Annotated in this window: 17 protein-coding genes; 1 reads left to right on the forward strand and 16 read right to left on the reverse strand. The window is 60.1% G+C overall.

The features are described 5' to 3' along the window. Positions 1-114: 114 nt before the first annotated feature. From BW979_RS17310 to BW979_RS17345, 8 genes are all read right to left on the reverse strand, one after another. On the reverse strand, positions 115-1,434 hold the full coding sequence (locus BW979_RS17310; RefSeq protein ID WP_076384677.1) for an OprD family porin: 1,320 nt from the start codon (positions 1,432-1,434) through the stop codon (positions 115-117). A gap of 178 nt (positions 1,435-1,612) precedes the next feature. After that, positions 1,613-2,443: a phosphodiesterase gene (locus BW979_RS17315; protein WP_076384679.1), complete on the reverse strand. Its 831-nt coding sequence runs from the start codon at positions 2,441-2,443 to the stop codon at positions 1,613-1,615. Between the two features lie 25 nt (positions 2,444-2,468). After that, positions 2,469-3,500, reverse strand: coding sequence for an ABC transporter ATP-binding protein (locus tag BW979_RS17320; protein WP_076384681.1), 1,032 nt, complete (start codon positions 3,498-3,500; stop codon positions 2,469-2,471). After that, on the reverse strand, positions 3,497-4,291 hold the full coding sequence (locus BW979_RS17325) for an ABC transporter permease (protein ID WP_047226470.1): 795 nt from the start codon (positions 4,289-4,291) through the stop codon (positions 3,497-3,499). The genes BW979_RS17320 and BW979_RS17325 overlap by 4 nt, the downstream gene beginning before the upstream one ends. Continuing rightward, positions 4,288-5,109, reverse strand: a complete 822-nt coding sequence (locus BW979_RS17330) for an ABC transporter permease (RefSeq protein ID WP_047226471.1) — start codon at positions 5,107-5,109, stop codon at positions 4,288-4,290. Before BW979_RS17330 ends, BW979_RS17325 begins: the two co-directional genes overlap by 4 nt. A gap of 48 nt (positions 5,110-5,157) precedes the next feature. Further along, positions 5,158-6,162, reverse strand: a complete 1,005-nt coding sequence (locus BW979_RS17335) for an ABC transporter substrate-binding protein (RefSeq protein WP_047226472.1) — start codon at positions 6,160-6,162, stop codon at positions 5,158-5,160. Beyond that, on the reverse strand, positions 6,146-7,165 hold the full coding sequence (locus tag BW979_RS17340; RefSeq protein ID WP_076384683.1) for a LacI family DNA-binding transcriptional regulator: 1,020 nt from the start codon (positions 7,163-7,165) through the stop codon (positions 6,146-6,148). The genes BW979_RS17335 and BW979_RS17340 overlap by 17 nt, the downstream gene beginning before the upstream one ends. A gap of 100 nt (positions 7,166-7,265) precedes the next feature. Continuing rightward, complete coding sequence (locus tag BW979_RS17345; RefSeq protein WP_076384685.1) at positions 7,266-8,477, reverse strand: MFS transporter; 1,212 nt, start codon at positions 8,475-8,477, stop codon at positions 7,266-7,268. 152 nt (positions 8,478-8,629) lie between these two features. Between BW979_RS17345 and BW979_RS17350 the strand changes: the two genes are divergently transcribed. Beyond that, positions 8,630-9,511, forward strand: coding sequence for a LysR family transcriptional regulator (locus BW979_RS17350; RefSeq protein ID WP_076384687.1), 882 nt, complete (start codon positions 8,630-8,632; stop codon positions 9,509-9,511). Positions 9,512-9,552: 41 nt separating this feature from the next. Here the strand turns inward: BW979_RS17350 and BW979_RS17355 are convergent, their stop codons facing one another. The 8 genes from BW979_RS17355 to BW979_RS17390 all read right to left on the reverse strand — a co-directional run bounded on the left by BW979_RS17355 (position 9,553) and on the right by BW979_RS17390 (position 18,361). Continuing rightward, on the reverse strand, positions 9,553-10,332 hold the full coding sequence (locus BW979_RS17355; protein ID WP_076384689.1) for an SDR family NAD(P)-dependent oxidoreductase: 780 nt from the start codon (positions 10,330-10,332) through the stop codon (positions 9,553-9,555). A 75-nt stretch (positions 10,333-10,407) separates the two neighbouring features. After that, entirely contained in the window at positions 10,408-11,667 is a 1,260-nt protein-coding gene (locus BW979_RS17360; RefSeq protein WP_076384691.1) for a TIGR02270 family protein, read from the reverse strand. Between the two features lie 15 nt (positions 11,668-11,682). Beyond that, positions 11,683-12,549 (reverse strand): hypothetical protein, encoded by an 867-nt coding sequence (locus tag BW979_RS17365; RefSeq protein ID WP_171061378.1) that lies wholly within the window; start codon positions 12,547-12,549, stop codon positions 11,683-11,685. Further along, on the reverse strand, positions 12,549-13,466 hold the full coding sequence (locus BW979_RS27965) for a DUF4150 domain-containing protein (protein ID WP_047226479.1): 918 nt from the start codon (positions 13,464-13,466) through the stop codon (positions 12,549-12,551). The genes BW979_RS17365 and BW979_RS27965 overlap by 1 nt, the downstream gene beginning before the upstream one ends. After that, on the reverse strand, positions 13,463-14,515 hold the full coding sequence (locus BW979_RS17375; RefSeq protein ID WP_047226480.1) for a beta-ketoacyl synthase N-terminal-like domain-containing protein: 1,053 nt from the start codon (positions 14,513-14,515) through the stop codon (positions 13,463-13,465). The genes BW979_RS27965 and BW979_RS17375 overlap by 4 nt, the downstream gene beginning before the upstream one ends. Further along, positions 14,512-15,654, reverse strand: coding sequence for a DUF2169 family type VI secretion system accessory protein (locus BW979_RS17380; protein ID WP_047226481.1), 1,143 nt, complete (start codon positions 15,652-15,654; stop codon positions 14,512-14,514). The genes BW979_RS17375 and BW979_RS17380 overlap by 4 nt, the downstream gene beginning before the upstream one ends. 12 nt (positions 15,655-15,666) lie before the next feature. Next, positions 15,667-16,119 carry a DUF6484 domain-containing protein gene (locus tag BW979_RS17385; RefSeq protein ID WP_047226482.1) on the reverse strand — a complete coding sequence of 151 codons (453 nt, stop codon included), beginning with the start codon at positions 16,117-16,119 and terminating at the stop codon, positions 15,667-15,669. Between the two features lie 16 nt (positions 16,120-16,135). After that, positions 16,136-18,361, reverse strand: coding sequence for a type VI secretion system Vgr family protein (locus BW979_RS17390; protein ID WP_076384693.1), 2,226 nt, complete (start codon positions 18,359-18,361; stop codon positions 16,136-16,138). Between the last annotated feature and the right edge of the window lie 183 nt (positions 18,362-18,544).

Consider the following 18,544-nt stretch of genomic DNA (forward strand, 5'->3'; position numbering starts at 1 on the left):
CCGCGCGGATGATTGCCCAATCGTGCGAATCTGCCGACGTTGGGCAAGCGCTGATAAAGAGCCAGGAGCGTTTCACGCGAGTTCGACGCCCTGGCCCTGAATTGCGCTGGATGCTTACATCAAGGGAATGCTGTAACTCACGATCAGGCGATTCTGGTCCTGGTCGCGAGCCACTTCGCTTCGGGACATCGCGTTGCGCCAGCCAAAACCCAGGTTCTTCAGCGTACCGCTCTGGATCACATAGTCCAGGGAGATATCGCGCTCCCACTCACTGGCGTCCTGACCGCTGGCGGTCTGGATATTGTCGCCCTTGAGGTACATCACCGACGCCTTCAATCCCGGCACGCCAAGCGCGGCGAAGTCGTAGGCATACTGAGCGAACGCCGTGCGCTCACCCGCCTGGATGAACGTCTGAATAGTGCGGTCGGTGTAGAGATAAAGGCTGGCGCCGGCTTCGCCTTTACCCACCAAGCCACCCTGGTTGAGTTGGGCAAAGTTGCTGTCTTCGGAAACGCTTTGATAACCCGCGGTAATGGCATGGCCGCCCAGCGAGTAAATGAACGCCGCACTCCAGGTATCGTTGTCGATTTCCCCGCTGCCGTCCTTGGTGTAGCCGCCCAGTTTGTAACCACTGGCGCGACCGGCGGCGCTGCTGTTCTTGCCATCGGACGTGGTCTTGAAGTAGCGCAAGTCGGTTTTCAGCGAGCCGTATTCGCCCAGCGGCAATACATGCAACAAACCGGCGAAGTGCTGTTGGTAATAGTCTTCGAGATTGGCGTAGTAATACTGTGCGGTCAGGTCCTTGGTCAGTTTGTAGTCGCCACCGGCAAAGGTGAATTTGTTGCTTTCCTGGCTGCCGCCCGCAACGGCCAGCCCGGCGCGGTCACTCGATGCACGCCCGGTGGCGTGTTCCAGTTGGCCGGCGGTGAACGTCAGGTTGTCGATTTCATTGCTGGTGACTTGGCCACCTTCGAAAGTTTGCGGCAACAGACGGCCATCGTTGGACACCAGGATCGGCAGTTTCGGTTGCAAGGTGCCGTAACGCAGTTCGGTCTTGGAGACGCGCATCTTCGCCGTTGCGCCGAGACGAGCCCATTGGTCGGCAGCCTTGTCACCGTCGTTGGGAAACATCGAGCTGCCAACATGGCGACCCGCGCCGCTGTCGAGTTTCAAACCCAGCAGGCCGATGGCATCCAGACCAAACCCCACAGTGCCGTCGGTAAACCCGGACTGATAATTGAGCATGAAGGCCTGTCCCCATTCCTCAGTCTTCGAGGGCGCGGCGGTACCGTCACGGTTATCGTTGTTGAAGTAGAAATTGCGCAAGTTCAAGTTGGCTTTACTGTCGCTGACAAAATCAGCAGACGCCAACGGGCTCAAGACAATACACACGCCGCCGGTTAATAAACTCAGTACGTTGAATAGAGCTTTCATCAGGACGAACTCCAGCGCGGAACCTTTGTTCCGGGCACAGTGAAAAGGCAGCAGGAAGCCCTCGGCCGATCACATGATTGGCCGATGCGTTCAATAACTCGTTAGAAAATCTTCAATGAATAGAGTGGGGTAGGGATTAAATCTCCAAAGCAGGTCATCAGTGAAAGTCCCTGGGTTATCAGTCGATCAATCCATGAGCGTCATAAAACGGATACGGTCCGGGATACTCGCCAAACACGCCGTTATGGGTCACCAGTGCCTGCCCATGCCAGTGATGCAGCAGATACCCCGGCGGTTCCAGATTGAAATGCGCGGGAGCGGTTGGCTGTAGATCCAGAACGATCTGATGTGAGGTACCGGGGCACACACAACTCAGGCTGCCGCCGAAACGCCGTTGCATCGACCGATGCAAATGCCCGCACAGCAAGCGCTCCACCTGCGGGTGTCGGGCAATGACCTGTTCCAGTGCCGCCGCGTTGACGAAGGGTTCACGGTCCATATGGCCAATCCCGCTTACAAACGGCGGGTGATGCAGCACCAATAGCGTCGGCGCATCGGGACGACAGGCCAGTTGTTCATCGAGCCAGCGCAACTGGCTGTCCAGGAGCTGACCGCCATGGGCACCGGGAATGGTGGTGTCCAGGCCAATAAGGCGTAGCGGATGCTCCTCCACCACCCAGTCCAGGGGGGCGTCAGCCCGTGTCGGCAGGTAGCTGTGGTCGGCAAATGCCGCCCGCAAATGCTCGCGATTGTCATGGTTACCAGGCACCAGGTAGCAAGGCATGTGCAGGCGCGCCAGTTCAGGGTGCAGCACGGCATATTCATCAGGGCGACCGAAGTCCACCAGGTCGCCACTGACCACCACGATGTCGGGACGCGGCACCTGGGTGTTCAAATGATCCACCGCACGACGCAATGCAGCGAGGGTATCGACAACGCCGTAAGTCAGTTTTTGTCCGGCTTTAAGGTGCAGATCGCTGATCTGCGCGATGAGAAACGGATAATTCAAAATAAGCCCTCTGCAAACACAAAGATCACGATGACAGGGTGAACAGCACTTGTGGCTCGACGGCCAGGGCAATCAGGGCACCGGGGGCATGGATAGCGCTATCGGTGCTGTCCACCAGCAAAGGCTGAGCCGCACCCACATCCACCAGCAGACGGCTTTGAGCCCCCTGGAAAAACTGGCCCACCAGACGCCCGTGCAGATGGCACTCACTGTCCATCACCCGCAAATGCTCGGGGCGGCAATAGACAGTGGCGGGTAGGTCGGCGCCATTCCATGGCAACTCACCGCCACTGACCTTCAAGCCATGGGGCGTGTGCTCGATCACCGAAAAAGCATTGAGATTGCCGACAAAACGGGCGACGAACGCGTTGGCAGGTTGCTGATAGATGTCCCGCGGGCTAGCCAGTTGCGCGACGCGGCCATGCTCCATGACCAGGATGCGATCCCCCAGCGCCATGGCTTCACCCTGATCGTGGGTGACGAACACGGCGGTAATGCCCAAACCGCGTAGCAACTGGGCCAATTCGCTGCGCAGGCGTTCACGTAATTGCGCATCCAGTGCCGCCAACGGTTCGTCGAGCAGCAATACCCGGGGCCTGGGTGCCAGAGCGCGGGCGAGGGCGACTCGTTGGCGCTGACCGCCGGACAACTCGTGGATACTGCGCTTGCCGTGATCCTGCAAGCCGACAAGTTCCAGCAACTCCAAACAGCGCTTGTTACGCTCGGCGGGTGACACACCGCGAACTTTCAGGCCGTAAACAATGTTGCCGGCCACATCCAGATTGGGAAACAGCGCATAGTTCTGGAACACCATGCCCACGTCGCGACGTTCGATGGGGAGGCGGGTGACGTCGCTGTCGCCAAAAAATACCTGGCCCACGTCCGGACGCTCCAGACCCGCGATCAGGCGCAGGGTGGTGGTTTTACCGCAACCGGACGGGCCGAGGATCGCCAGGGTTTCTCCAGCCTCAATGGTCAGGTCCAGGTCATGTGCGGCAACGGTGCCGTCAGAGAACGCCTTGCGACAACCCTTCAGGCGAATAGTGGTTCCGCTCATCGATTTGCTCCACGGGAAAGGCGCGCGCTGATGGCCTGCAATGCAACAAGCAGCGGCACAATCATCAACAGGAATATAAGGGTGTAGGCGCTGGCGACTTCCAGCCTGGCCGAGGCATAGCTGTCGGCCAGGCCCACCGGCAAGGTTTTGGTCATCGGGGTATGGAGCATCCAGGTCAGGTTGAACTCACCCAACGACAGGGTGACGACCATCAAGACCCCGGCGAGAATCCCCGCCCGACAGTTGGGCACCACCACGCTGAAGAAGCGCCGGACCGGCCCGGCACCCAGGCTCGCGGCGGCTTCTTCCAGGATCGGCAGGTGCTGGCGTTGCATCACCGCCATCACCGGGCGCACCAGAAATGGCAGAGTGAACAGCACGTGGCCGACGAGAATGAATAACCAACTGCTGCGAAACCCGCCGAACTGACCATAGGTGAGCAGCAATGCCAAGGCACTGGCCAGACCGGGCATCGCCACCGGCAACACCATCAGTTCCTCGAACGCGCGGCTAAAGCGGTTGTTCATCCGTACCAGGGCGTAAGCCGCCGGCACACCCACCACACAGACACACAGCGCACAGGCGGCGGCCAGTTGCAGGGACAGCCAGACCGTCGGCGAATACGCCTGCCAGACCTGCAGCAGCCAGTCGAACGTCAGGCCGCTGGACAGCCCTTGGAAGTAATTGCGCGTCAGCCCGGCGAGCAGTGACATCACCACAGGCACCAACATGAAAGCGCACACCAGCAAGGTAAACACCAGTTGCCCGACAAACAGCGTTGAGCGTTTCACAAGACTGTCCTCGAATCTTTGGCCAGCCGCCGGGCCAGCAACAGAACCGCCCAGGTCACCAGCCCCAACACCACCGACAGCGCAGCGGCCACGGCGAAATTGGCGTAATTGGTAAACACGTTGTAGATCGCCACCGGCGTCACGTTGAGCCGGGTACCCAGGGTGAAGGCGGTACCGAACGCGCCCATGGAGGTGGCAAAGCAAATCGCCCCGCAGGAGACCAATGCCGGCGCCAGGCCAGGAACAATGACATCACAGAGCACACGCCAATGACTGGCCCCCAGTGAACGAGCGGCCTCTTCCAGGCTGCGATCCAGGCTTTCACAGGCAGCCATCACCGTAAGAATCACCCGCGGAATCGAGAAGTACAGGTAGCCGATGCACAACCCCATCAACGAGTAGGCAAAAATCCAGCGCTCACCCACCAGGCCGAGACCCAGGGTGGCGAACAAGCCTTGGCGGCCGGCCAGCAGGATCACCAGAAAACCAACGACCACGCCGGGAAATGCCAGCGGGAAGGTCAACAAGGCGACAAGTACCGAACGGCCGAAGAAACGTTGGCGACTGAGAAAAAAACCACTGAAGCCGCCCACTAACAACGCCGCGAGGGTCGTTGCCAGTGCCAGCAGGCAGGTCTGCGCCAGACTGCCCAGGTATTGCGCGCTGCTCAGCACCTGCCAATAGCCGCTGTCGCTGCCATCGCGACTTTGCCCACCGAGCAAGACCAGGTGCGCCAGCGGCAACAACCAGAAGGCGAACAGCACCGCCGCCGCGGGCGCAAGCGCCCAGGCAGCGGTCGGCCGCAAGCGCGGCACCATGGCCCAGCCCGACCGTACGTCTCGGGCTTTTACTGCCGAGACGGTCACTTACTTGACCTCGCTCAGATAACGTGCGGAAAAGGCTTCCTGCGCCGCGGCCATCTGCTCGTAGTTGACCACACCGGCCCGGGCGTAATCGCTGTCGGGCAGGAACTGCGCGGCGACATCGGCAGGCATTTTCATTGCCCGCACCGGTCGCAGGTACGCCTTGGCCCAGAGCGCCTGGCCTTGCTCGGACAAAACGAAATCCAGGACCTTCTCGGCGTTGGCCCGATGGGGGGCGTTGTCGACGATGCTCATCACGTAAGGCACGCTGATGCTGCCTTCCTTGGGAATCACAAAGGCAACGTTGGCCTTGTCTTTGTAACGAGCCCGATAGGCGTTGAAGTCGTAGTCCACCAGAATCGGCAACTCCCCGGACAGCACCCGCGCATAAGCCGTCTGCTTGGGCACGATCGGTGAGTTTTTCGCCAGCTTTTTGAAGTAGTCGATGGCTGGGGCGAAGTTATCCAGATTGCCGCCCATGGCCTGGTTGATCGCTACCGCCGAGACGTACCCAACGAAAGCACTGGACGGGTCAAGGTAGCCGACCATGCCTTTGTACTCAGGCTTGAGCAGGTCGGCCCAGCTTTGCGGCACGGGCAGACCGCCCAGCGCATCGACGTTGACCATGATGCCCAGGGTGCCGGAGTGAATGGCAAACCAGTGTCCCTCGGGGTCCTTCAAACCCGCCGGGATCTGCTCCCAACCCTTGGGTTTATACGTGCCGACCACCTCGGCTTTTTGCGCCTGCAAACCGAACGTCACGCCGTAATACACCACGTCCGCCACCGGCGCGGCCTTCTCGGCGACCAGTTGCGCCAATGCCTGTCCAGAGTTCTTGTTGTCCAGCGGAACCTGCACGCCAGTGGTATCGGCAATCGCCTTGAGCTGCGTGCCCCAGTCGGCCCATTCTGGTGGACAGTTGTAGCAAATCGCCGTTTCGCCGGCATGAGCCAAGGTGGCCGCGCCGCATAACAGCAGTGTCGCCAGGGTTTTACGCAAGTGGAACATCAAGCGTCTCCTCGTAGGGTTGAGTACTTTCGCCCGACCGGATATGACAAGGCAGGCAATGGGAAACCGGGGTGGCGCCAGCGATCTGCGCCAATAATTGATCAATCACGGTGCAGGCCAGTGCCTCGATGGGCTGAACAACACTGCACAGCGTCGGATGCATCTGGGTGCCGAGGGCGATGCCGTCAAAGCCGATGACCGAGAGTTGCCGGGGCACTTGCCAGCCGTTGCGGCGCAGTTCGGCGATCAAGCTGATGGCCAGCAAATCGTTGGAACAGACCAGCGCACTGAGCGCCTGGGGGCCATGCAACAACGGCTCGATGGCGGCGAAGTCAGCCTGGGTATGGGCGGGCATTTCAATCACCGGCAGGCTGGCGAGACCGGCTCCATGCATTGCCTCGCAATAACCGGCATAACGCAGGCGAGCGCGGTCCGATTGCAGGGCAGGGCCGGCGACCATGCCAATCCGAGTGTGCCCGGCGTCCAGCAGATAACGGGTGGCGAGCGCCATGCCGGCGCGGTTGTCCACCGACACCGCGCTGTAATCCGGATTACCCGGCTGGTGATAAGCCAGCACAAAAGGCGTGTCCTCGCTGTCCAGGCTTTGCAGCACCCGGTTGCTCTCGGCGTCGGTTACCGTGAGGACCAGCCCATCGACACGCTGTCGCAGCAACTCCTCGACGACCGCGCTTTCGCGCTCGCTGCTGTAATCGGTGGTTGCCAACAACAGGTTGTAACCATGCACGCGTGCAGCACGCTCCATCGCCTGAAACTGTTCGGCGAACACCGGATTGAGCAGGTTGGGCACCACGACACCGATCAGCTTGGTCACTTGCAGGCGCAATTGGCGACCAAGACGGTTGGGCCGAAACCCCAGTTGGCGCGCCGCGGCGAAGACCTGTTCACGGGTAGCCGGACGGACCACTTCAGGGGAGGCAAAGGCACGCGCCGCGGTCGCCCGCGAAACCCCTGCCAGCCGTGCAACTTCTTTCAAATCAGTCATTGTCACTCGCTTGAGATCGATCTCATTGGCGAGGACAGTACTCAGGATGTATGGCGTTTCGGCGACGCAGTGATGACGATTTGATGTCAGTTGCTGCTGCCTATCGTTGAGGGTCTGCTGCAAACCCATACTGCCGGGCGGACCACACCACCGCCAACGTCAGCAGCAAGAGCGCGACCAGCACAGGCGCAAACGCAACGACACCCAGATGATCGAGCAGGATGCCCCCCACGATCCCGCCGCCGGCAATGGCGACGTTCCAGGCCGTGACCAGCATCGACTGGGCGAGATCCGCCGCGTCTCCGGCCGTCTTGGCGATTGCCGTTTGGAACAACGTCCCGGCCCCGCCAAAAGCGACTCCCCAGGCCGCCACGGCGGTGTAGATCGCAGCAAGGCTGTCGCTCATGGCGCCCAGTGTCAGGGCCGAGATGGCGAAAAGTGCCGTGCTGGCAAGGGTCAATGCCCGTAGATGGCGATCGATCATCACGCCGACGACCCAGATGCCCAGCAACGAGGCGCCCCCGAAGACCAGCAGCACCAGGTCGATCCGCTCGCCCAGGCCTGCCGCCATCAGGAACGGGGCGATATAGGTAAAGAGAATGTTGTGCGCCAAGACAAAGGCCAGCACCACACACAGCACCGAGCGAACGCCTGGCAGGGTGAAAACCTGGCGCAAGGCAAGGCGTTTGTCGGTGGTTTGCCCGGGAAAGTCAGGCACTTTGAGTCGCACCCAGACCATCAAGGCGACGGCGAACAAACTCATGATGGCGAAGCTCATCCGCCAGCCGATCAAATTACCGAGCAAGGTGCCGGCCGGTACGCCCAAGGATAACGCCAAGGGTGCGCCGACCATGGCAATTGCAATCGCCCGACCTTTCTGGCTCTCGGGCACCATGCGGGCGGCATACCCGGCCAACAAGGCCCAGAGCAGCCCGGCCGATACGCCACCCAGCAAGCGGGCAACGATCGTCAAGCCGTAATGGGACGAAAACGTTGTGACCGTATTGGCCACGGCAAAACCGGCAATCGCCAGCAGCAAGAGCGACCGGCGCCGCATGCCTTGGGTCGCGGCCGTCAAGGGAATGGCCGCCAGCAAGGAACCTATCGCATAGACCGTGACCAACTGGCCGGCGAGGGCTTCGGAGATCGCCAGCCCTTCGCTGATCTGGGAGAGAAGGCCGGCGGGCAAGGCTTCGGTGAGAATGGTCACGAACGCCGCCAACGCGAGGGCGAACAGTGAACCGATGGGGAGCGGCGCAGCGTCTTGAACGACCTCGGCATCGGCGTCGATATGGGTATTGGCAATCGTCATGTGTCACCTGCTTGGCGCGCTTCTGACCCGCCGGATGGCGGCGTCAATCGCAGATTGATAAGTGTCGACTACGGTAAGTGCCGCTCTTGGGCGAGACAAGAATGCTAGAGTGCGCAACACATCGGAAAAAATGTCCGCAATGGGAGCCTGGCGTGGAATCACTGAGCGGGATTGATTTTTTTGTTCGCGCGGCCGAAACCCGCAGCTTTTCAGAGGCGGGCAGGGCGCTTGGCATTTCGTCTTCGGCGGTGGGTAAAAGCGTGGCCCGGCTCGAGGAAAGGCTGGGGGTGCGGCTGTTTCATCGCAGCACGCGCAGTATCACGCTGACGGCAGAAGGGACGCTTTTCCTCGAGCGTTGCCGACGCATTCTCTGCGAAGTCGAAGCGGCCGAACTGGAACTGTCGGAAACCCGCAAAGCGCCGCGGGGCAAATTGCGCGTGAGCTTGCCTCTGGTTGCAGATTTGGTCATGCCGACGCTGATGGCCTTCATGCGCCGCTACCCCAGTATCGAATTGGACCTGGATTTCTCCGATAGGCTGGTGGACATCATTGAGGAAGGTTTTGATGCCGTCATTCGGACCGGAGAGCCAAACGACTCCCGGCTGATGTCCCGCCCGTTAGGCGCGTTCAAGCTCGTCGTGGTCGGTTCGCCCCGGTACTTCGCCGAACACGGCACACCGCAGGTGCCGGCGGATCTGCTGCGCCATGCCTGCCTGCTATACAAATTTCCCAGCACTGGCAGGCTGCAGGTCTGGCCGGTGAACGGGCAAGGGCAGTCCGATCCCAACCTGCCGGCCACCCTGGTCTGCAACACCACCGAGGCGTTGCTGTACGTCGTGCGTGATGCATTGGGGATTGCCTGCGTACCGGATTTCACCGTGCGCGATGCCATCGTCGCCGGTGAGCTGGTCACCGTCCTCGACGAGTTCAATCGGCATCAGAGCACCTTCCGCATGCTCTGGCCCTCAAGCAAGCACCTGGCGCCGAAACTGCGGGTGTTCATTGATTTCATGAGCAGCGAATTGTTCAAGTGACTCACGGGGATATGTCCCAACCCTGTAGGAGCCTGTTCAGATCAAGGGGCCTTGTTCTCGACCAAACAGTTTCCGCCATCCACCACGATGACTTCGCCAGTGAGGTAGCTCGCCTCTGAAGACGCCAGGAAAGCAACCACTGCAGCCACCTCTTCGGGACGTCCGGCCCGGCCCATCGGCGTGTAACCTGCCGCCTTGGCTTCCTCGGCAGTGGTCGACCCTGTGCTGATCCAGCCGGGAGCGACGCTGTTTACAGTGATCCCTTGCTGGGCGACTTCAAGCGCCAGGCTCATGCTCATCCCAACCATCGCGGCCTTTGCGGCGCTGTAAGCCGCTTCGCCGGGGTTACTGCAGCGAGTGCCGGTAGTGGAACTGATGTTTACGATGCGCCCGTAACGGCGCGCCCGCATGCCGGGCAGAACGGCCTGTGTAAGCAGGAAAGCCGTGGTCAGATTTCGCGCCAGGGTAAGGTTCCAGGTGTGCAGATCCATGGTTTCCAAGTCGGAAAAAAACTCCGGGCTTCCTTGCATGGCCATGCCCGCGTTGTTGACCAGAATATCGATCTGCCCCCAGAGGGACTCTGCCCATGGGATAAACTCACGCACCTGATGCTCATCGGTAAGATCGATGGCCCGCCCTTGGACGTCGAATCCTTCGGCACGCAGTTCTGCGACCCGATCATTGATTCGCGCACTGCTGGCGGTGACGATCAGTCTGGCACCTGCAGTCCCCAGTCTGCGCGCGATGGCCATGCCGATCCCAATCTCACTTCCAACCCCGCTGACAAGGGCCACAGGGTTCTGTCCGGTTGCGTTTGGCATGGTGTCTCCAGAGGGGTGTAAGTAATGATCAGGGGTCGCAGCCTGAGTTGCTTTCGAGCTATATAACCACCCTGATCAACGCCCGAACACCCCCGTCCTCCCCAACAACTGCTGTTGCCGCCAGGCCGGTGCGCTGGTGGGGAAAAGCACTTCGTTCGGTCGAAAACGGGCGACACCGCAGGCGGCAGCGATGCGCTGGCGTTGCTGGCCGTGGGCAAGGGCCTGCCGAAAACTGGCTTCGCTCTGCATTTGTCCCAGCACATAACCGACGCCTGCCTGGAAATCACCGCCATGGGCCTGCCACCAAGCGGTGATGAGCTGCGGGTCGGGCCAGGGTAGATTTTCGTCGGGGTCCATCGCCACGTTGGTGTCTTGCGGGTCATCGTTCGGGCCGGCGTCGAAATCGGGCAGGTCCTGCAACTCCAGATCAAGCAACGCCAGGTCAGCGCCGGTGATCAGGCTGAAGGCTTCACCGGCGACCCGGGCATAGGGCAGGTCGCTCATTTGCTGGATCAACCACGGTACACAGACCGGGTCGCCCAGCAGCCCAAGGGCCTGGATGCCGATGCGCCGGTCCCTGGGATCCTGTACCAACTGGCGTATCCAGGCGATGCTGGGCTCGCGTTCCTGCCAGGCCAGCAATACGCAGAGCGCGCGATACTGGAACTGGCCCGGTTGCCCGGCGAATTGTCGCAATGGCTCCAGGGCTTGCGCGTCGCCCATCTGTGCGGTGGCCCAATTGGCCCAGAAGCGCGTGGCGGCATCTTCATGCTGGCGGTGGGTACGAATCGCCGGGAGCAGGTCACGCCGGCGCAGCTCGCCCGCCGTGCGGGCGGCACGTGCCAGCACGCTGGGGTCGGCGTGGGACAGTTCGGCCAGCAGGGTAGGGCCGGGATCATGGCGATGCATCCCGCAGGCCGCCAGGCCGAGGCGGTGAAACAACGGCTCAGGGGAGGCGAACATGCGCTCGATCCAGGGCGATATACGCTCCCAGTCGAGCCACCCCAGGGCCATCAGATAACCGCGCTCCGTTTCTGACGCGCTTCGCAAATGATCGCTGAGTCGCGACAACATCTTCGCATCGGCCGCCTCGAAGGCCAGCAACACACTGGCGAACGTCTCGCCGACGGCGTGCGGACCGAGCTGGGCCAGCAGGATTTCCAGGCCCGTTGAGCCGGCGATGCGCAGGCCATCGAGATGGGCATCGATGCGCTCGTCCAGTTTGCTGAGATCATCAAGGTCGTAGTGGGGGGCGCGCACGGCGTGATCGTGCAGGAGGATGAGGAAGCAAGCTTCTTCGGCATGTTGCTCGATCATTGAGGAGATGGGGAGCATGACGTCTCTGTCTTGTTACGGCACCAGGTTTCCGAAGAAGTAACGTTTACCGACTTCGAACTGCAGGGGAGAGGCCATGTATCGGTCCAGGACAGCGGCCGCATTCAGCGGTTGAAAGTCGCCATTTTTCCCATAGAAACTGGAGCAGTCGACGCCGGAATACACCTCGAATTTACGCCTCCAGATGAGAAAGTTGCTCCAGTCGATCCATTCATCAGTGCCTGAAGGAACCAGGGACTTTCTCATGACCCAGACTTGTTTGTTCATGTCGACGGGCATGCCACCGGAGATCGAGCAGCGATCGCTGCCATAAGCGTTCTGCAGTTCGCTCAGTCGTGAATCGACAGCCGCTTTGTATTCGATTTCGTTCAAGCCACTGTCAAAGAACTCGGGTTCGTTTTCGATGGGGTCAAGAAGATTGCTTAAATTGGCTTCCACGGCGGCTCGGTCGGCCCGACGGGCAAACGTGCGCCATGCCTCAACCATGAAAGGTATCAGCCACAGCACACCAGACCACTGCGCTGCCAGGCACGCCTCGATACGCAGGTAGGTGGGGCCTTCGAGTATGAGCTCGGCAAGGAAATCCAGGTCGGTGTCGAGTCCTGCATCAGCGGTCAGACCGAGGCAAGCCGATACCAGCGTTGGATCGCAATCAGGGTCCACTATCCATTTGCGCAGTTGGGATACATGGCTGTAATCGCCATGCTTGGCTTGCTCCAGAATCGCAGCAAGTGCCATCCACGGGTCGTCTTTCTTCCAGCCGTCAGGCGACATTACTTCTGCCGGAGCGCAGCCGCAGTAGTGATAGCCACGCCCCTTCCAATAGAAGCTGTCTTGAAGAAAACCGGGTCTTTGAGTGTGCTTGTAATTAGAGGTTTTCATCATTCAGGCCTTGGAAAACTATTGATGCGTGTCTCTTGAAGTGAACTGAGCTCTCCTTCGAGCTTCTCACACTTCTTGCCAGTCGGGGCGAGATTCCCTTGCCCGGCCGGACAACCTCCGGCCGCCTTGGGGACTCTATGCGCCACCGGTTCTCCCTGACCCACTTCGGTTTTCCAACGCATATAGCCTGGCCTGTTAATCGCCCAATCATTTTCAATGTTGGCTTTCTCTCGTTTGCTCGTTACGTAGTACTTATTGCATCCGCTCGGTTGCTTTCCGGCAGGTGGCAACAAGTGCCTGCACTTGGGGTTTGCCCGGACTTTGGCGAGGACGGCGGCGTTCTGAGGATTTTGTGCGGTGCCGTAGAATTCGTCTTCCGTCATGTACTCCCCGTTCGCTTGAGCCTTGGAGTGCGCCGCGCCGCCACAACATTCACATTTGTGTTTGCCTGGCACCTTGGCGTCTTGTTGCACCGGACTGTATTTGGCGGTGTTGACCATGGGGACGGCCGCATTCGCTGCGGGACTGGCATGATTCGATGTGGTGAGGTCGGTATGTCGGTCTACGTTCTGGCCTTCGAAAAGAACATCCATTGACCATGAAACAAAATAGGTCTTACCGGTGATGACGTGAGTGATGACACCGGCACCCTGGCTTCTTGTGGCGGCTTCATCGCCCAGTGGGGAGGTTTTATAGAAGGAGCGATTTTTTAACATGATCTCCTTGTTTTCGATCTTGACGGTCTTGCTGCCTTTCTTCATGTCCTTGGAAAACGAGGTGTCCGGATAGGGCACCGGGATGGGTCCTGCGGGAGGCGGTGGTGGCGTCAGGCAGACATCCGGGAATGCCGCAATGACCTTGCCGCCACCCGCTTTGCATGCAATCTCATCGCCATTTGCATAAACGTCGCAGCTCATAGGGGCCCCTGGGGTCGACTGAGGTCGCGCACGACGGCGGCGGCGCGTGCACCGGCCAGGGCACTGCTCAGACAGATCGCGGTGGTTCCCGGTGCATAGCCTTTGCGAAACGCCTGGTCGGCGAGTATCAACTGGACGATTCCAGCAATGGCCCCGGTGTCACCCATGGCCTCTGCCCAATGCCACAGTGGCTGATCCTCTTTTCGGACGGTCCGAAAAAGCCGGGCCTCCATCAGCGGAAGTTCCTTGAAGCCGTATTGCTCGCCCGTGACATCGGACAGGCGCAGATCAATTTCATGCAAACCCAGTCTGGCCTGTGCGAGCGCCGTGCGGGCGGCGTCGGTCAGCCCGCCTGCTCGCAGGGGTTTGTTCGACAAAAGCGGTGCCTCTTCTTGCCCGAATCCCAGGCCTGAGATTTCCAAGCAGGTGCCAGGTTGCCGATAGGCCTGAATCAAGATGGCCGCGGCCCCTTCGCCAGGAAACAAGCCGTCATTGTGAGTGGCCGTTTTCAGCCGGCGATGCTGGTCCAGCCATTGCAGCGTCAAGGCGCTGAGCAGCGAGTCGACACCCGCCACCACGCAGGCAGGCGCACGGGTTTCTTGCATCAATCGACTGGCTTCATGAAGGGCATGCATGCCGGCAACCTGGCCGGAGGGGATGACCCTGGAGTGGGTTGGGTGGAACTGTATGCCCAACTTGGAAGATGCGTCGTGTATGACGGTCTGGGCTATTCCCCTGATATCGATTCCGGGGCGCTCCGGTTCAGCCAGGCACAGGAGAAAGGGCACTTCTGTCCAATCCAGCTTCGGCGCACCCTGTATCAACTCCACCAGTGCATGCAGCATGAGCCCGGACATACGCGATGCTGCCGGCAGCGCCAGGTCGAGACTGGACACCGTCGCGCCGATGATGGGTTCGCAAGCGTTGTCAAAAAACGGCAGCTCCTGGAGCGCTGACAGTCCGGCGCGCTTGGCAGCACAGGCACTGGCGACGCATAGGCCCACAGGGCAAGCCATGCCCATGCTGGTGATGAAAAGGGCCGGCGTCATAACGCCTCTTCTGCGGGAGGATAAGCTTCCTTAGTCCACGCGATGAGTTGAGCCAATGACTTGAAGTGTTGCTTTCCTCGCATGCGTTCTTCGTTGGCCTTGGCCTGTTCGAACTGATCGGCGCTTTGCCCGACGATGACCTTGGCCACTTCCTTGATGTTGCGCCCGAGCGGCGCAGAAGCTCGCCATGTCAGGAGCAGCCGATTCGCGTCCGGCTCCAGAATCACGGTGTCGACAACGGCTGCCGTTTCCCGCGTGCTGTCATCGTGAAAAACCAGGAGCACCGGCAGTTTCAAGTTTGTCGGAAGCCTGAATGCCGTCCGGCCTTTATCGTTGAGATTGAGCAGCGCAACTTCTTCGCCACCTTGCGGGTAGTCAATTTGCTGATCCTCTGGTGCGCACTGGAAATAACGCAGGTCAAAATCTTCCGGCAGAAATGGAAACTGATGATCAAGCCACGCCTGATCATAAGTGCCGGCCCATCGGATCCGCTGTTGCCAGGCTCGACCGATCGGGCCGAATGCCATCGGTTTGTAATTCCCATCGGGCGTGGTGACGGGCCTGTCCAGTTCTTCGGTATTGGGCAGCGGCAGACCATTTATCCGGGCAGTGTTTGCACTTGGGTAAAATCCGACCCCTACAGGGTTCCAGGGGTACCACTGATGTTGAGTGGCGTCGGCATGCGTGCGGTCCACCCCGCCAAAAGCCTGGGCATAGGAAACAGGCATTCTTGTGAAGGGAACAGGCCTGGTTGTCGAGTGTGAGAGGGCGCCCTCCACATAGACTCGTGCCCCCACGACTTTGAATGCTTTTACCAGCGTCCCGACTTTCAGGGCTACGTTCAGCTCTGTTACCGGCTCTCCATTGGGTGCGTAGCAGTGTCCATTGAGCAGGACATCGCAGCGTGGCTTGTGCAGTGCAAAATCGTTTTCGTATAACGCAGCTGATTCGCCCGGTTCCCCTGGGAACACATCAGCCATGATCAGCGGAGCCTGTTGTTCCAGCAGGCGAGGTTCATGTCCAGGATGATCAGCAATGCCGTAGGTTCCTTTCGCCACCACGACCAGCCATTCACGGCCGGTTTTATCGGTTGAGGTGGTAAAGCCGCCGACGAGGCGGGTCTTGTTTATCAATTCCATGGCGTCACTGCCTCAGTTGATCTGTACCGAGCCGCCCTTGATCCGGTTCACTCCAGATGATCGGCTCGAGAGGTAGGCGCCTCGGATCAGTACCTTGCCTTCACGGGTAAGAGTGATGCTGGCCTTGCCGCAACGCAGGACGATTTCCCGTTCTGCGGTGAACTCCAAACGCTCGCCGTCCAGGTTCGCGACGGCGCGGGGCGTGGTTTGCGGCAGGCGCTGGATGCGACCGATCACCAGCGGCCGGGCCGGGTCGCCGGCCTCGAACATCAGCGCGACCTGGGCGCCGATGTCTTCGCGACTGAGCGGTGTGGTGGTGCGCGCGGCGAGCCCCGCGTCATCGGGGCAACCGGGAAAAGCCACCACTGGAGCGTCGGCCAGGGGCACATCCAGCAGCACACCAATCACGACGCCCTCCACGCGCACGGGCGTGGAGGAGGGGGCGAGGTGGTATTCGACGGTCATAGCGCACACTCCATGGCTAGTTCTGCAGAATCTTCTGGCCTTTGACGACAACGTTCCTGTTGGCCTTGATGTTGATGGCGCCGGAGCCGTCGATGGTGATGTTCTTGCCGCTGATCACGATGGTGCCGTCCTTCTTCATGGTGATGCTGGCCGCGCCCGTCGTCAGGCTGATGGAGTCGCCGGCGTTGAGGACAAAGTTCTTGCCAACGTCCAGGCTGTCGTTCTGCTTGATGTCGGTGGTGCGGTTGCGTGCGACGTCGCGGGATTCGTTCTGGCCGATCTGGGTACTCTGGTTGCCATTGATCTCGATACCTTCGTTGCCTTTGACCGTTTCGTTGCGGTTGCCGGTGATGCCGATGGTCTCGTTACCGCCCACGTCCTCGGTGCGGTTGCTGACGATGGTGATGCTTTCGTTGGCACCGACCTTTTCCGTGCGGTCCGCACCTATGGTGATGGTCTCGTTGCTGCCCACCTTTTCGGTGCGGTTGGCACCGATGGTGATTTTCTCGTCGCTGCCCACATCTTCGGTGCGGTTCACGCCGATGGAGATGGTTTCGTTGTTGCCGACGGTTTCCTTGCGGTCGACGCCGATTTTGATGGTTTCGTTGTTGTCCACGGTCTCAGTGCGGTCGTGTTTGACGTGCACGGTTTCGTCGTTGTCGATGGTCTTGCTGCGGTCGTGGCCGACCCAATGGGTCTCGTCGTTCTCGACCTCGATGTCCTGATTCTTCTCGGCGTGGATAAACAGTTGCTCCGCGCCTTTCTTGTCCTCCATACGGATCTCATTGAAGTTGGCCTGTGAGCCGTCCTTGCTTGAACGACTTTTCACGCCACTCTGAGTGGCATTGGCTGGCAGCTTGTAGGGCACGGTCTGTTCGGCGTTGTAGACGCGACCGGTGATGATCGGCCGGTCGGGGTCGCCTTCAAGGAAGCTGACGATCACTTCCTGACCGATCCGCGGGATCTGCACCGCCCCCCAGTTTTTGCCAGCCCAGGCTTGGGACACGCGAATCCAGCAGGAGCTGTTTTCGTTGGATTGGTCATGGCGATCCCAGTGGAAATGCACCTTGACCCGGCCATACTGGTCGGTCCAGATCTCCTCGCCACTGGGGCCAACCACCACGGCGGTCTGTGGCCCGCGGACAATGGGCATGGGCGTCAGAGGGAGAGGGCGGAAGGCTTGGCTGGCATCCATGCAGTCCAGCTCGCTGACGAACTGTTCGGCTAAATCTGACTGTCCGCTTTCATAGACTTCCTGACGGATCTGATAGCGCGCGACCACCACCAGGTATTCGCGATTCTGGTCCGCACGGTCGTAACCCGTCAGTGTGAACAAATGACCGGAGCCCAACCCGCGGGCCCGGCCGCGCAACTGCACGCGCTCGAACTGGCTGTGAATAGCTTCGATGCGGGTGCGTGCGTAGTGATCGCCATCGTTGCTCTGCAGGTATTCACCGGGGTAGTCATACAGCGGATGGTCACCGTTGCTGTGGTTGCGTACCACGCTGGAGCGCACCTCAAGGCTGGCGCGCGGGCGCAGGAAGTCATAGTCGTTCAGCGCCAGCGAACCCGGCTGGACTTCCCGTGCCAGTTGCCAGTCGTAGAAATGATCGCGCTCGCGCATTTGCCGATCGGGCGGATAGAAGGGCACCGAGTCGTAGTCCGCTGGCGTGGAGTGAGCACCATAAGCGTCGGCCAGCACCAGAACATGACGCTCCTTTTCATGGCGGAAGTAGTAATAGATGCCTTCCTGTTCCATCAGCCGGCTGACGAAATCGAAGCTGCTTTCGCGGTACTGAACGCAATATTCCCACTCACGGTAGCTGGCGCTGAGGCTGTCTTCAAAATCAGAGAAACCGAGGTCGCGAAACACCTGCTTGATGATGTCCGGCACGGTCTTGTTCTGGAAAATCCGACAGTCCGAGGTCCGCGTGAGCAGCCAGAACCATGGCCGCAAACTGACGCGGTAACCCGCGAACTGGCCGTGACCGGTCAGTTGCCGGCAGCTGCTGATAATGCCGTGGAAATAGCGTTTGCCGCCGTTGTACAACTCCAGGGTCAAACCCATCGGTTTGCCCAGCAACTGATCGAACTTGATCGCCCGGTCTTCGGAGGTAAGGTCCAATTCGTAGTGAAACAACCGCCCCAACTCTTCGCTGCCATCCATGCTCTGCAACAACAGGACATCGCCACCGAGAGGACTGTCGACCTGTACCAGACGGTTGTTTTGGGTGATTGCCATCTACGGCTTCCTTGGCTCGTGTTCGGGCATCCGTTCGCCGTAAGGAAGGCAGCGGCGTATCAGCAATACCGGCCAATGACGGCCCCTCAGATGTTCAAGATAGGTGACCGGTGGTCGCTGACTTAGGTTATTTGGTTATAGTTTCATTCTAGAACCGCACCAAGAGTGATGAGCACCAGCAAC

Source organism: Pseudomonas sp. A214 (assembly GCF_900156295.1).
GTDB lineage: Bacteria > Pseudomonadota > Gammaproteobacteria > Pseudomonadales > Pseudomonadaceae > Aquipseudomonas > Aquipseudomonas rhizophila.

Excerpts from the sequence above, each read along its gene's own strand:
- BW979_RS17310 (WP_076384677.1), bottom strand. The coding sequence starts at position 1,434 with ATGAAAGCTCTATTCAACGTACTGAGTTTATTAACCGGCGGCGTGTGT.
- BW979_RS17320 (WP_076384681.1), bottom strand. The coding sequence starts at position 3,500 with ATGAGCGGAACCACTATTCGCCTGAAGGGTTGTCGCAAGGCGTTCTCT.
- BW979_RS17330 (WP_047226471.1), bottom strand. The coding sequence starts at position 5,109 with ATGGTGCCGCGCTTGCGGCCGACCGCTGCCTGGGCGCTTGCGCCCGCG.
- BW979_RS17335 (WP_047226472.1), bottom strand. The coding sequence starts at position 6,162 with ATGTTCCACTTGCGTAAAACCCTGGCGACACTGCTGTTATGCGGCGCG.
- BW979_RS17340 (WP_076384683.1), bottom strand. The coding sequence starts at position 7,165 with ATGACTGATTTGAAAGAAGTTGCACGGCTGGCAGGGGTTTCGCGGGCG.
- BW979_RS17345 (WP_076384685.1), bottom strand. The coding sequence starts at position 8,477 with ATGACGATTGCCAATACCCATATCGACGCCGATGCCGAGGTCGTTCAA.
- BW979_RS17355 (WP_076384689.1), bottom strand. The coding sequence starts at position 10,332 with ATGCCAAACGCAACCGGACAGAACCCTGTGGCCCTTGTCAGCGGGGTT.
- BW979_RS17360 (WP_076384691.1), bottom strand. The coding sequence starts at position 11,667 with ATGCTCCCCATCTCCTCAATGATCGAGCAACATGCCGAAGAAGCTTGC.
- BW979_RS17365 (WP_171061378.1), bottom strand. The coding sequence starts at position 12,549 with ATGAAAACCTCTAATTACAAGCACACTCAAAGACCCGGTTTTCTTCAA.
- BW979_RS27965 (WP_047226479.1), bottom strand. The coding sequence starts at position 13,466 with ATGAGCTGCGACGTTTATGCAAATGGCGATGAGATTGCATGCAAAGCG.
- BW979_RS17375 (WP_047226480.1), bottom strand. The coding sequence starts at position 14,515 with ATGACGCCGGCCCTTTTCATCACCAGCATGGGCATGGCTTGCCCTGTG.
- BW979_RS17380 (WP_047226481.1), bottom strand. The coding sequence starts at position 15,654 with ATGGAATTGATAAACAAGACCCGCCTCGTCGGCGGCTTTACCACCTCA.
- BW979_RS17385 (WP_047226482.1), bottom strand. The coding sequence starts at position 16,119 with ATGACCGTCGAATACCACCTCGCCCCCTCCTCCACGCCCGTGCGCGTG.
- BW979_RS17390 (WP_076384693.1), bottom strand. The coding sequence starts at position 18,361 with ATGGCAATCACCCAAAACAACCGTCTGGTACAGGTCGACAGTCCTCTC.